The organism is Paraburkholderia sediminicola, assembly GCF_046030555.1.
Taxonomy (GTDB): domain Bacteria; phylum Pseudomonadota; class Gammaproteobacteria; order Burkholderiales; family Burkholderiaceae; genus Paraburkholderia; species Paraburkholderia sediminicola_E.
Genome location: NZ_JAQQCH010000002.1, coordinates 1 through 13298, shown reverse-complemented (window position 1 = coordinate 13298; position 13298 = coordinate 1). Strand labels below are relative to the sequence as shown.

Below are 13298 nucleotides of genomic sequence, written 5' to 3'. Positions count from 1 at the left end.
CCCGACAGGGGCAACACCTTGATCAACAACGGTCTCCCAGTCAGTCGCTGACCGAATCCGTCACCGACGTCGCAGTAACGGAGAAAAGTCCAAGAGCATTTTCCATATTGTAAATATTTTTCTTATTTGGCACTATGCAGAAAACCACCGTGCCGACATCGGCCGGCCGGGACACTCGCATCCCAGGATGCCTAACAGGAATTGGCATGTCATCTACTTCGAATTCCAGCCGCGGTATCAGTCTGATGCGCCTGGGCGGATATGGCGCGGGCGGATCCGCCAACGCGCTCGCCGCTACCCCGGTTCCCATGCTGCTTCTGTATTTCCTCACCGAATACGTGCATCTCGAACCATGGCTTGCCGGGATGATTCTGGCGGCGCCCAAGCTGTGGGACGTCCTTGTCGACATGCCGATCGGACGTTATTCGGACCAGTTGGCGTTGCGCGCGGGCGGCCGTCTGCGCGTCTGTATCCTGAGCGGGCTCGCGCTAATGGTGCTTCTGCCCCTAACCTTCTTTCACCCCGCGATTACCTCCAAGCCGCTGCTTGCCGCCTTTTACGTGCTGGTCCAGATTCTGCAAGCGACCTGCTATACCGTCTTCGGCGTTACTTTTCTCGCGCTGGCCGGTGACCTGGCAACGGACTCCCTCCAGCGCAACAAATTTCTTACCGTCGGGAACCTCGGCGCCGCCCTCACTACGATTGCGCTCGTGGTTTGCGTGCCGATCCTGATCCGGTTCGGCGGCGGTGGCGAGCGGGGCTACCTCACCATGACGCTGGTGGTAGCGCTGGCGATGGCGTTCATGTACGCCTGGTTTTACAGCGCGGTCCGTAACGCCCCAGTTCATCCCGCTGCGTTATCAGAATCCTCCGCGGAAATGTCGCTGCGTGACGGCATCGTTGCCGTCCTGCGTAACCGGGCGTTTCTTGCGCTCATCATCGTGATCATCGCTCTCGGCACAGCGGGAGGCTGTCTGAATTCCCTGATTGCCTATGAAAACCAATATCTGCTTGGACGCCGCCCCGAGGACCTGTTCCTGCTCGCGGGACCCGTGCTGATTGGCGGGCTCCTGGGTCTGCCACTTGCCGTTCCGGTATTGCGCCGCCTTGGCGACAATGGAACGCTACGGGTCGGCTTTCTCGTCACCGTCGCCGCATTTATCGGGTACTGGGCCGGCCTTGCCACTGGGTTGATACCGGTGGTCATGGTGGCCGGCGCGATCTACGGCATCATCTGTTCGGTAGCGGGCGTGGCCCTGACGGCCTCGGTGCTCGACACCGTAAAATCGGCCAGGGGAGGACCGTCTCTTGGGCTTTACCTGGGCATGTTCATGTCCGCGCAAAAACTCGGCCTGTCACTCGGTGGCGTAGTCTCGGGCGGTCTCCTGTCGCTCATCGGCTACCACGCAGGCGCGCCGGCCACTGTCGAACTCCATCATCGAATTGCCCTGTTGGGCCTGGTGGGTCCTCTGGTTCCCCTGCTGATTGCCTGTGTCGCCATCTGGATGTTCGGGATTTATAGCCAGCAGCGTTTGACCGACAACAATCCGGTCGACACTTGCGCCGAAACCTCCTGAGCGATGCCGGGCAGCGCGGGACGCCAATGGCACCAGACGCTCGCCGCCGCTCATCGCGGCCGTCGGCGTCGATCGGCGAGCAGATCGCCAACATGCTGAATCGCATTGGCGCTGACATGAAACGAATCACAAGGAACGAGCGATGAAGTTCGATACCATCGTGCTCGGCGCCGGCATAGTGGGTGTGTCGGTGGCCGCGCACCTGCAAAAACGCGGCCGGTCAGTTGCGCTGGTGGACCTCAGGCAGCCCGGCAACGAGACGTCATTCGGCAACGCTGGACTGATTCAGCGCGAAGGCGTCTATCCGTATGCATTTCCGCGCGGCTTGCAGACCCTCTTGCGCTACGCACGCAACCAGTCAACCGATGTCAGGTACCACCCGGACGCGATGCTCAAGCTCGCGCCTTTCCTGTGGCAGTACTGGCGCAATTCGCACCCGCGCCGCCATGCGGCCATCGCCCGCTCTTATGCCACGCTGATCGAACACTGCGTGACCGAGCACCGGGCGCTTGCGCAAGAAGCCGGCGCGAGTTCGTTACTGCGTCCGATCGGCTGGATGAAGGTTTTTAGAACGGCAGCCAAACAGGACGAGGAGACGAGGCTTGCCGAGCAGTGGCATCGTGAATTCGGCATCGAGTTCGATTCACTCGACACCACGCGCTTGCGTCAGACGGAACCGGACCTGGATACCTCACTGTTGGCCGGGCTCCGATATGTCACGTCCGATTCGGTGAGCGATCCCAATGCGCTAGTGACCGCCTATGCAAGGTATTTTGAGCAACTAGGCGGTCGTTTTTTCTTTGGCGATGGCACGACGCTCAAGGACAAGTGGGCAGTGTCTACCCATGAGGGCGTGATCGAAGCCAGCTCCGTCGTCGTTGCGATGGGGCCGTGGTCGGACCAGGTGACCTCGCGGTTGGGTTATCGCTTGCCGCTGGCCGTCAAGCGTGGCTATCACATGCACTATGAAGCGCAACCGGGAGCGCGCCTGAACCATCCGGTGCTCGACGTCGAGCATGGTTACCTGATTGCTCCAATGAGCCGCGGAATCAGGCTGACCACAGGCGCCGAGCTGGCACGTCGCGATGCGCCCCGCACGCCAACCCAACTGAATGCCGTTGAACCGATTGCGCGCACGCTGTTTCCGCTTGGGGCACGTATCGACAGCGAACCATGGATGGGAGCACGCCCTTGCACACCCGACATGATGCCGATTATCGGACCCGCAAGCCGCCACAAAGATCTCTGGTTCGCATTCGGCCACGCCCATCACGGATTGACGCTGGGCGCCGTCACCGGACGCCTGGTTGCCGAGATGATTACCGGCGAATCCCTAGTGGTGGATCCGCACCCGTTTCGTGCCAACCGGTTCAGTGAATAAGGTCGGCACCGAGGTGGGTTCCATCGCGGTAAAGGAGTCTGATCGTATCGATACGCGGTACAGCTTAATGCGACAAAACAGTTTAGCGGGTGCGCCTTAGCAAGCATCTTCGTAGGTAGCTTCCTCGCGAAACATATCTGCTAAAAACCGCCACCGTCCGACGGACTTTGATGGCGGTGACGCATGCCTAGAACCGCGCGCGAATCCCCACTCCCGCAGTCTCGCCAGACGACAAACCGGCAAAATGGTCGTACATGTACACGGCGTAGAGGTCGGTGCGTTTGGAGAGCGGGTAGTCGTATCCCAGCGATGCCGTCTGGCGGGTCTGATTGAGTCCGCCGGAATCGCGCGAATACGCATACGACGCCAGAATCCTGCCCATTCCGACAGCGATTGCCGCGCCGCCTTCGAACATGTTGACGTGGAAATCCTTGCTGATCACATTGTCGTTGGTATAGGTGTATTCGCCGTATAGCTTCGCAATCGAAAACTCGTACGAAGCTGCGAGCTGGGTCGCTGTCTGACTGTGAAAACCCTTCAGCAGCGAATTCAGGTCGCCCGCCGTCGAGTTAAAGTTCGCGTACTGGTAGACGGCGCCGGCGGCAAAGGGACCGTTCCGATAAGAAGCCTGCAGCGCGTACTGCTTGCTGCCGTTCCCCGAGCTGCTGTCGCCGAACGCGTAGATTGCGTGGCCGATGAATCCGTGCAGATCAGGGGTGGCATATTGCACCGCATTGCTCCAGGCGGTCCCGCCGACGATCCCCTGATCGGTCTTGTACGCCGGATAGGTACCGAGGCCGGCATACATCTGGACGACGGTCGGCGAGAACGTGAAAGAGGCGTAAAACGGATTGAACTGGCATGCCTGCAAATACAGCAGGCTGCTCTGGCGTCCAAGCGAGACGGTGCCGGCGGGTGTCGTGAGACCGACATAGGCGTTGCGTGAGAAAAACGGGTCGCCGTTGAAGGAGCCATACGCGCCGTTCTGTGGACGGAAAAATCCCTCGATAGCAAAGATCGTCTTGTAGCCGCCACCAAGATCCTCCTGACCACCGAAGCCCCAGAACGAGGTAGACAGACCACCGCCGCCTTCCTGCCAGCTAGCAGCCTTGCCGGGATATTTCTGGACGCCGACCCATGTATCGACGATGCCATATAGCTGCACGCTCGATTGCGCGTATGCGTGAGCGCCTATCACCATAGAGGCGATTATCGCGGTAACGCGGCAGACCCTTTTCAGCAAAGCAGTGCAAGCACTTTCTATAAGCATAGTATTACCTCTTTCGCTCTTTTAAATGACGAGTGGGTGCCGACGTCATGATTGACGTCTCGAAGCCTGGGGTAATTGCGGGCGCAACTGATACTTGAGGCCGAATTCGAGGCCTGCGGTCTGGCAGCAAATCAAATGCGGCAGCGTGCCGGATGCGACCTGCAGACGATCACAAACAATCGATTGTTTGGGGAGCCGACTTTGATGTTCCCCCTGTTGGCACGTGCGCAGCGTCGATTTTGACGCGGCACGCAAACCTGGACGATTGCCATCGGCTCAGCCGCTGGCAACCGCCTCGGTTCAAAAGCGCTGACGCGAATAGGACCGATGTTCCAACGATCTTCGGTGATACGACACGATCGCAGTTTTGATTTTCTGGAACAGAAAGAAATAGAGTTTGATGTACTGCCCCACCAGAATGGCATTCATGAACGTGCCTTCGCGGATGAATTTGGGTCCGCCAAGCAGAGTGAACCCGATTACCGCACTGACGATCAAAAGTGTGCAGTCAAAGGCCGTCTTTATGTCACCCCACTTTCGTCCCGTGCGCTTGAAAAGCGTATTGACGAACATGTCGATCGGCATAAGTACGAGATTCGCGCGGATCATCAGGAACAGGCCGAAAGCCAGCAATGCATCTGCGAAAGCTAACAGGAAGAATTTCGGGAGATAGTCCTGAAAACCGATCGACCTGGTCAGCATCAGGTTCAGATCCAGGCACGTAGCCAGCACAAATGCCGGAATCAACGAGGCGAAGTTCTTCAGTTTGAAGTCTTTCCGCGCGGCCAGATAAGTCAGGAACAGCATGAACAACTCAAGCATGAAGTTATACGTTCCCTGGCTCAGACGCGGGTACACGAGGGTCATCGTCCGGGTCAGGCTGCTTTGCGGTGAAATGCCTATGCCAGCCCTGATCGCCAGACTGATGCCCAGGGTCAGTATGTAAATGCCAATCACGTACGTGATCCAGCGCCGTTTCAGGCTCCCGGTATCAATGACTTCAGCTTCCCTTGCATGGTGCGCCATTACTGCCCCTTGGTTGTCTTCCTACTTTTGTCCGGTGCTGGTCGCCTTTTCTGATGATGGAGCACCGCGCTATTGCGGGGAGTTTTTTGCGGTGTACCGGAATGAAGGCGCCGGTTACATCCTCAGCTCCCACGGCCGACGGGGCACTAGCGTACCCGCCGGCCTTCTCCTGTCAGATTGGCATCAAACCATGAAACCGAAGCGGTCCAGCGAGATGAACAAGGTCAAGAGCTTGTTCACCACGGGCTCGCCCTCATTGCGATTGCCCATCGCCTCCAACGCGGCGTCGATGGCGCGGGTCGCGGTGATCAGTTCAGGAAGGTTCATATTGGCCATGACGCCGTAGATATCCAGCGGCAGCACCGCCTTTACCTCCTTGTTTTCGGTGACGATGCAGCCGCCCGCATAAGCATCGACGCGCTGGAGGCAATGGCACATTTCCGCGCTGTCCTGTCCGACCGCGACGAAGTAGGCTTTGGGCGCCGGCCAGAACGTCGCGACGGCGCCGCGCTCGATGTCAACACCTTTGAACAGACCGTTGACCACATGACGCTTGCCGTCGGCATAGCGCTGTACGACCGAAATCCGGTTGAGCTTGACGCCCCCTACTTCGGCGACGACTTTGCCGTCCCGCAACGGCACCCAGAGTTCCTGATAGAACTTCTCGTGGCCGCGGCCATAGACGTCGAACAGGTACACCTTCGCCTGCTCGCCATCTGCCGAGATCTCCAGCGGAACAAGGTCCAGTTGTTCCGGCGTCAGATCGCCAAGACCCGGAACCGGCTTTTTCACCATGCTGGAATAGTCGATATCGGCTTGCTTCAACAGCTTGCGATCTTTGGCGACCAGTTCGCCATCCTTGAAAACAAAACGCGGGTTAATCTTCGACAGGCTGTCGGTCAGCACGATATCGGCAAACCGGCCTGGCGTCAGCGAACCGAACTTGTTGTCCATCCGGAATGCACGCGCCGTATAAAGGGTCGCCATCTTGATCGCCTTGATCGGATCGATGCCCATTTCGGCGCACAGCGAAACGATCCAGTCCATGTGGCCCTTGGTCAACAGGCGGTCGACCGAGATATTGTCCGCGCACAGTTGAAAATTCTCGGCAGGCCACTTACGTTTGACAATCGCGCGCAGCATGATTTTAATCACCTCGCTGCTGCCGACGCCGAACTTGATTTGCGTCTGAAGGCCGTACCGGACGCTTTTCTCGATGTCGTCCTCCTTCCAGACATCGTGGTTGGCGAAGGCGCCGATCGCGGGCATGTAGTTCAGCATCATGTCCGACAGCGTAGTCACGCCCCAGTGAGTGTTCATGAAACCGCCCTTGGCGCGCCCCAATGCCGATTTGCGGAAATCGTCATCATTGCCCACGCTGTAGGTCAGGTGCGCGAGCTCGCCCAGGCCGATCACCGGATCCATCTTCAGCAGGGCGTCGGTGACCGCCACGGAAGTTTTCTTTCCGGGTGCGAATGCATACACCCGATAGGGTAGGCGTTCGTGGTTCTTGAACAGTTGCTCGGTGGCCTGCACCGCTTCTGCGCCCGCCGCACTCACAAAATCGAGGCATTCGGAAAAAATGGTGGTCGTACCGCAAGGGACGATGGCCTCGGCAAACGCTGCCGGATGGGCCAATTGCGCATCGAAGTGAACGTGAGCGTCGATCAAACCCGGAATGGCGTAAAGGCCTTCACCGTCAAAAACCTCGCGCACCTTGATAGCCGCTTCGTCCGGATTCAATGCGACGATGCGCTTGTCGTAAACCAGAATGGATCCTTGATAGACAGTTTCGCTGTGGACATCGAGGATATTCAGATTTTTCAGGAGAAGATCGGCTTCTTTTTTTCCATTGAGAACATCGAAAATCCCTTTCACCTGGTCGTAGTGGGCAGTCACCTGGCCACGTTGCCCGGATGCTGTGGCGTTTCTCTCGCTGACTTCTTGATACATGGTTGTCTCACTTTCATCAATTGGTTTGAGCTTGCTTTTTGTCGCGCCGCCGCGGACCAATTTGTTGGAATAGATCCAAACAATATTTGCGGAAAAACCGGTCGGGAGCGTGCTGGGTAGGTCATTTCAGATCACCAGCGGCTGCCACTGCGACTGGTGCAATTAAGACTGAAGTGAGCGTTTCTAAAAAGAAGCGTTTTTTGCACGGAGCGTGCACTTTTCGAGTACGCTATGCCGACCAGAGAGGCAGGCGACCGACCAGGGAGGCAGCCGAACATGCTCCATTCACGATTGCTGCGCTACCTCGACGAAGTTGCACGTTCCGGCTCGATCCGCGGTGCTGGCGAAAAGCTGCACATTGCCCCTTCTGCCATCAATAAGCATCTGCTGCTCCTTGAAGAGGAGATCGGCGAACCGCTGTTCGAGCGCCTGCCGCGCGGACTGCGACCGACGCAGGCAGGGGAAATCCTCCTTGCCCATGTGCGCAAAACCATTCTGGAATACCGCCAGGTCGAAGCCGAGATACGCGACCTCAAAACGCTGCAGAAGGGCGAAGTGATCATTGCCACCGTGACTGGGCTCGCCAGCGGAATCGCCTCCACTGCAGCAGCAAGTTTCTGTACGCACCACCCTCATATCAAGATTTCGATCACGGCCATGTCCGCGCGCGAAATCCTGGACGCGCTTGTCAGCGGTGAAGCCGATCTGGGCCTGGGCTTCAACCTGGCGCCATCGCCACAACTCGAAATCCTTTGGGAGATGGACACGCGCCTCGGTGCTGTGATCGCACCGAACCATGCATTGGCGCGCATGGAGTCCATACCGCTCGCCTACTGCACCTCTTATCCACTCATCTTCGCCGACCGATCCATGCTTATGCACGGCATCGTCGCCGATACTTTCGCGGAAGCGGGACTCAGCGTCGAGCCAGCCTTTCGAACAAATTCGATCGAGACGATGAAACGCCTTGCCGCTGCGAGCGAAAGCATTGCGTTTCTCAGCAAGTTCGACATCGCGGAGGAGCACCGCCAGGAGATTCTCACTTACCGACAGATTCGTGACCGCGTCTTCAGCAAGAACGTCCTCTCCCTCGTGCGCCGCGAAAAGCTCGGACATGGCCTTGCGAGCTTGCTGCTCGCGGAGGAAATCATGAGCGTATTGGGGGCGATGAGCGGATGACGCTGATCCACGAAATGGGGATCTGTCGCGCTAAGTCGTTCAGGAAATATTTGGACTCCTGAATTTATGAAAATTGTGAAGACCGGCCCCCGCTAAGCGCTCATTTCGATTCGGACGCTGGCCACCGTTTTACGCGAGTGGCGCCAACAAGCAGTGCACCTCGTCTATCGACTGCCCGTCGACACTCCCGTGCAAAAGCCAGCATCTGCAAGATGGCATGATTGCGCGCACCATTCCGCAACACTCGTCACCATGTTGGCTCAAGAGCGCGACCGGATAAACCCGCCCGCGCTCCGTCTCGATGTTTTTGCTATTCAGTGGCGATGGCACCTGCATCCTCGCAGGTGTAGCCCAGTGCTTCGGCGACCTCGGGACAGGTCACTTTGCCGAACGCGACATTCAGGCCGCGACGCAGATGTTCGTCATCGGTAAGCGCCTTGCGCCAGCCCAGGTCGGCGATTTGCAGGACAAAGGGAAGCGTCGCGTTATTCAACGCATAAGTGGACGTGCGCGGTACACCGCCGGGCATGTTTGCGACACAGTAGTGTACGACTTCGCCAACTTTGTACGTGGGGTCCGCGTGAGTCGTAGGCTTCGCGGTTTCGCAGCATCCTCCCTGGTCGATCGCGACATCGACGATGACGGAGCCGGGGCTCATCGCATCAACCATCTTGCGCGTGACGAGTTTGGGCGCAGCGGCGCCGGGGACGAGCACGCCGCCGATCACGAGGTCGGCATCGAGCACGTGTCGTTCGATGTTGTCCTGATTCGAATACACGGTGGTCACGCGTGCGCCCAGCAGCCGGTCCATGCGTCGCAACGCATCGACATTGCGGTCGATTACGACGACCTGCGCACCCGTACCGACAGCCATCTGCGCGGCATTGGTGCCGACCACGCCGGCGCCGAGGACCACAATCTTCGCGGAGGGCACGCCCGCCACGCCGCCAAGCAGGATACCCTTGCCACCGTGCGCGCGTTCCAGGCTGAACGCGCCCGCCTGAATCGACATGCGGCCCGCAACCTCGGACATGGGCGCGAGCAGAGGCAGTCCGCCGCCGCGTTGCGTGACGGTCTCATAGGCGATGCAGACCGCGTTGCTTCGGACGAGATCGGCGCACTGCTCGGGGTCCGGCGCGAGGTGCAAATAGGTGAAAAGAATCTGTCCTCGGCGCAGCATCGCCCGCTCGGGCGCCTGAGGCTCTTTCACTTTGACGATCATGTCGGCAGCGGCAAACACCGCTTCTGCGCTGGGCGCAACCTGCGCCCCCGCGGCCCGGTACGCGTCGTCCGTTGCGCCGATGCCTGCGCCGGCGCCTGTCTCCACGTCCACGCTGTGTCCATGCGCGACGATCTCGCGCACGGAAGACGGCGTGAGACCGACACGATACTCGTGGTTCTTGATCTCCTTCGGAACGCCTATGTGCATATTGCCTCCTGTATGGGACTGCCGGTCTGCCGCGAAATAATCTGAGTCCTCACACGCCCAGCACGAGCGGCGAGCGTTGACGAGGGAGGCGTCGACGACGCTAACGCACGCACGCACGCACGCACGCACGCGGCAGGATCGCAAGAAACGATCTCCACCATCTACTCGATTTCACCTGTTAGCGATGCCATCGCCGGGCGCGTGGCCAGTAGCAGGTTGTGACGGGTAGCATCGGGACGCGATGCATGCGGAAATCGAGCGTGACGTAGGTGCTATAGCCGGCTAAGCGTAGTGATTTCCACAATACTATCGACGGTGTCGCAGGGGTTGTTAATGTAATTGTGGTGAATTTTGGTTGAAACGCCTGAACCGGGCGACAGGTGTCCATCATCTTACATCGCATACCTAAGGGTTTATATCTAGTCCCGTCTCTTCCATGTCTCCCTTCGATATGGATTTAGCCCGACGCCATGTGGGTCTTTTCTATTTCGCTTGCAACGCTGCTGTCATGACGATTCGGGCGATACCTTGAGCTTTTTGAACACTGTCACGACACGAAAGAAAACAGCGGATACCGCACCGCGCGAGACTGCCGAGATGCTGCGCCACTGGCACGACGCGGTGCCGAACGACGCCTCGCGCACCTCGTCAAAGACGCTACGCGTTCACTCGTGCGCGCGCTGCAAATGCGGCTCACTGAGCACACGGTATCGTTCGGGCACTGGACCCTCTTGCGGATACTGTGGGAGAGGGACGGCCTGACGCAGCGTGAGTTGAGCCTGCAGGCCGGCGTAATGGAACCAACGACGTTCGCCGCAATGAAAGCAATGGAAACGTTAGGCTATGTCGAGCGGCGTCAAATGCCCGACAACAAGAATGTGCATGTCTTTTTTTAGGGATGAAGGCAGTGATCTCATTGTAGAGACCGCGCGATATAGAGTTCGGCCACGGTTCACTTTGCCGGTCTCAGTTCATATTACGAAACGACTAGGCGCAACATTAGCGTCTCGTGGGAGTGGTTTCGCAAAGGTGGTCCCTCTTTTGCGCGCAAATGTTGCCCCCACGAAGATCGGACAACAGATGTAACCCAACGAAAATCGGGCAGGCACTTTTTCAATGAATTAACTTCGAGGTGGAAGATTTATGACTCCCTCTACGGAGACGCCCCGGGAAGCTCAAGGAACGTTCCGGCGGAAGGCAGCCGATTCCAACAACCGGCTGCAATGCCCCGCCAGGTTTGACTCCCGCACACCCCGGCCGCAGCCTACCCATTATCCTACCCATACTGCAAAATCAACAGCCGCGACAAACCAGAAAAGGCCGCGTGGCGTGTCCGATCCGGTCCTGGTGGGCTAGCCTCAAATCCCCACTCGAGGGATAACAGGAATCCGTACAGCCGAAGCCGCGCTTCATACACTGGCTCATGCCCTCATCATTCCGCGAGTCATGCGCGAGCGCGTGCGACAGGATCCTTAGTGCCCGGCGCGTCACACGCAAGCTGCCCTCCCCAGCTTTGGAACTGGACTATTTGCTGGGTCGGGGCCAGCCACCACTCTCACTTGCGCACACGTAGACGATTCTTGACCGTCTTGACACCTGACACCGACGCTGCGGTGTCCCCCGCCAACTGAACGGCCTCATTGCTTCTCAACTGGCCTCTCAACGTCACGACCCCATCGCGCGCTCTGACCTTGACATGCGACAGATCGATTCCCACGGAATTAAGTGCATTCCCCACATCCTCGACCATTTGCTTGTTCAGGGCGTTAGCCGCGATGATTTGCGACGCGGCCTCCGGCGTTAATGGCGACCCGCCTTGCGCGTATGACGCACTACCCGCAATTGTCAGTGCGCCCGAGACTACCCAAAGGCAAAGCTTTCGCATCATCATTCTCCGTTTCCTTGAATACTCTACGAGTTGAAAAACTCGTCACGATCGAAACACATTGAGCCCGTCATTTCCCTCCGAACAATCACAGCAGGCTGCTAGTAACCGCGAACCTCTCATGCGTTACGGCGACACCGCTGTATCTGTTGGTATATGAGACCGCACTTGACGAGAAACGCTCGATCTTCGCCGTATTGCTTTGCCGATCGATAAATCCACCCATGCCGATCGCACAGGCGCGCCCATTCCTATCAGTGACGAGTGCGGTCAATGCAATACTTTGAAGCCTTTCGCGCGGATTGGGGTCCGTGAATCCTTGCACGCGCACGGACGTCAGATCTTGTTGAGTCAACGCTCCAGTGACCAGGCCCGCATCGTCATAGGTATAGCTGAGCGCCCTGAAAGGCGAATCCGGACAAGCGTTCAACCACTCAACACTGACTTTATTTTCTGCCGTTCCAAAGGCAAACGACTGTCCCCCCGGCAAGCGCTCACTTAGCGGACTGAAGGTCAGCGACTCCGTGTAGATACCCGGGCCATAAATATCGACGGCTTCATGCAAACTGGAAGCAACCAGTCCGTGCAACAGTTGCTGCTGTCCTGTGATCGGCTCGTCAAGAAACAGCGTGCCCGTCATAACCGACATCCAATGCCAGCTCGGATCGAAGACCTGACTATCGGTTGGACGCCAAAAGACGGAAAGAGAAATCGGCTGGCTAGCTCCGGTCCCACCGTGTGCGTAACCGTTCATCGGATAAATGCCGGACGCTCCAGTGTCGGAGCGGTATATGCCCCGAAAACTCCCATCGGCGTCGCAGTCGTGAATCTCCAGGACCGAGCCATACTGATTACCCCACTTGCCAACCAGATTCATGTTCATTGGATTCCTGTTTATATTCAAATGAACGGCATTACATGAAGTAATGTCCGTAGAGTCGATCCAGTCTCAACCAAGCGTCATCAGGTTGGCATTGCCGCCCGCCGCTGCCGTGTTCACGCTGACGGTCCGCTCGTGGACGAGGCGTTCAAGCAAATAGTTGTCGGCAAGTTCCTCCGGTTGGCGATCGAAGGTGCCCGTGGCGACACACTGCACCGGCACGATCGAACCCGCCTGCGCGTCAATCTGTTTCACTACGCCGAGAAGGGCATCGCTATCCCCTTCAAACAGAACCGCCTCGTAGGCGTCTTCCTTTCGGTGAATAGCCACATGGCGCTTAATCGGATCTGGAAGTGCATCGATCAAGGCGGCACCCGCTTCTGATCTGAACAAAACCCGATTTCCGGCGGCAAGCGCCGCTGCCAATTGCACCCGGGCGCCTCGGGTGGTCGTGGAAATACAGCGCACTGCGCCACGCGCGTGGAGCGAGTACGTATTCGTTTCACCCGTCGGACCGGAAAGTGCTACGGAGAAGTTTCGCAATGCGTACGATGCGAAATGACTGCAGTAGGCCGCCGCTATGGCGTCGCCCTCTGCCAGGAAGAAATCCCCGAGCACGCGCAGTTCGCCAGACGGCTCGCCGGCGGGCATGCCCTCCCGTTGGTAAGCCATCAACGTCTGGGGCAAGCCAGCTGGTCGTCTTGCCAGCAGGCGGTAG

10 protein-coding genes and 1 pseudogene are annotated in these 13298 nt (G+C 58.2%); 4 read left to right on the top strand and 7 right to left on the bottom strand.

Translation table 11 applies throughout. The features are described from left to right. Positions 1-245 precede the first annotated feature (245 nt). Positions 246-1577: an MFS transporter gene (locus PQQ52_RS03270; RefSeq protein ID WP_408206815.1), complete on the top strand. Its 1332-nt coding sequence runs from the start codon at positions 246-248 to the stop codon at positions 1575-1577. Positions 1578-1719: 142 nt separating this feature from the next. Beyond that, positions 1720-2958 (top strand): NAD(P)/FAD-dependent oxidoreductase, encoded by a 1239-nt coding sequence (locus PQQ52_RS03265; protein ID WP_408206813.1) that lies wholly within the window; start codon positions 1720-1722, stop codon positions 2956-2958. Positions 2959-3145: 187 nt separating this feature from the next. On the opposite strand, the gene PQQ52_RS03260 is transcribed toward PQQ52_RS03265, so the two are convergent. The 3 genes from PQQ52_RS03260 to PQQ52_RS03250 all read right to left on the bottom strand — a co-directional run bounded on the left by PQQ52_RS03260 (position 3146) and on the right by PQQ52_RS03250 (position 7207). Continuing rightward, positions 3146-4228, bottom strand: a complete 1083-nt coding sequence (locus PQQ52_RS03260; protein WP_408206812.1) for a porin — start codon at positions 4226-4228, stop codon at positions 3146-3148. A 300-nt stretch (positions 4229-4528) separates the two neighbouring features. Next, entirely contained in the window at positions 4529-5254 is a 726-nt protein-coding gene (locus PQQ52_RS03255) for a YczE/YyaS/YitT family protein (protein WP_408206810.1), read from the bottom strand. A gap of 183 nt (positions 5255-5437) precedes the next feature. Continuing rightward, the gene (locus PQQ52_RS03250) at positions 5438-7207 is read right to left on the bottom strand and encodes an adenine deaminase C-terminal domain-containing protein (protein ID WP_408206808.1); all 1770 of its coding nucleotides are present in this window, start codon (positions 7205-7207) and stop codon (positions 5438-5440) included. 231 nt (positions 7208-7438) lie between these two features. On the opposite strand from PQQ52_RS03250, the gene PQQ52_RS03245 reads away from it, so the two are divergent. Beyond that, positions 7439-8386: a LysR family transcriptional regulator gene (locus tag PQQ52_RS03245; protein WP_408206806.1), complete on the top strand. Its 948-nt coding sequence runs from the start codon at positions 7439-7441 to the stop codon at positions 8384-8386. A 310-nt stretch (positions 8387-8696) separates the two neighbouring features. On the opposite strand, the gene ald is transcribed toward PQQ52_RS03245, so the two are convergent. Next, positions 8697-9815 (bottom strand): alanine dehydrogenase, encoded by a 1119-nt coding sequence (gene ald, locus PQQ52_RS03240; RefSeq protein ID WP_408206804.1) that lies wholly within the window; start codon positions 9813-9815, stop codon positions 8697-8699. 671 nt (positions 9816-10486) lie between these two features. Here ald and PQQ52_RS03235 point away from each other — a divergent pair. Continuing rightward, positions 10487-10711: a MarR family transcriptional regulator gene (locus PQQ52_RS03235; RefSeq protein ID WP_408206803.1), complete on the top strand. Its 225-nt coding sequence runs from the start codon at positions 10487-10489 to the stop codon at positions 10709-10711. A 659-nt stretch (positions 10712-11370) separates the two neighbouring features. Here the strand turns inward: PQQ52_RS03235 and PQQ52_RS03230 are convergent. From PQQ52_RS03230 to PQQ52_RS03220, 3 genes and pseudogenes are all read right to left on the bottom strand, one after another. Further along, positions 11371-11706 (bottom strand): BON domain-containing protein, encoded by a 336-nt coding sequence (locus tag PQQ52_RS03230; protein ID WP_408206801.1) that lies wholly within the window; start codon positions 11704-11706, stop codon positions 11371-11373. Between the two features lie 82 nt (positions 11707-11788). Further along, positions 11789-12583, bottom strand: coding sequence for an avidin/streptavidin family protein (locus tag PQQ52_RS03225; RefSeq protein WP_408206799.1), 795 nt, complete (start codon positions 12581-12583; stop codon positions 11789-11791). A 66-nt stretch (positions 12584-12649) separates the two neighbouring features. Beyond that, a pseudogene (locus tag PQQ52_RS03220) lies at positions 12650-13298 on the bottom strand (trifunctional transcriptional regulator/proline dehydrogenase/L-glutamate gamma-semialdehyde dehydrogenase); the annotation flags it as partial.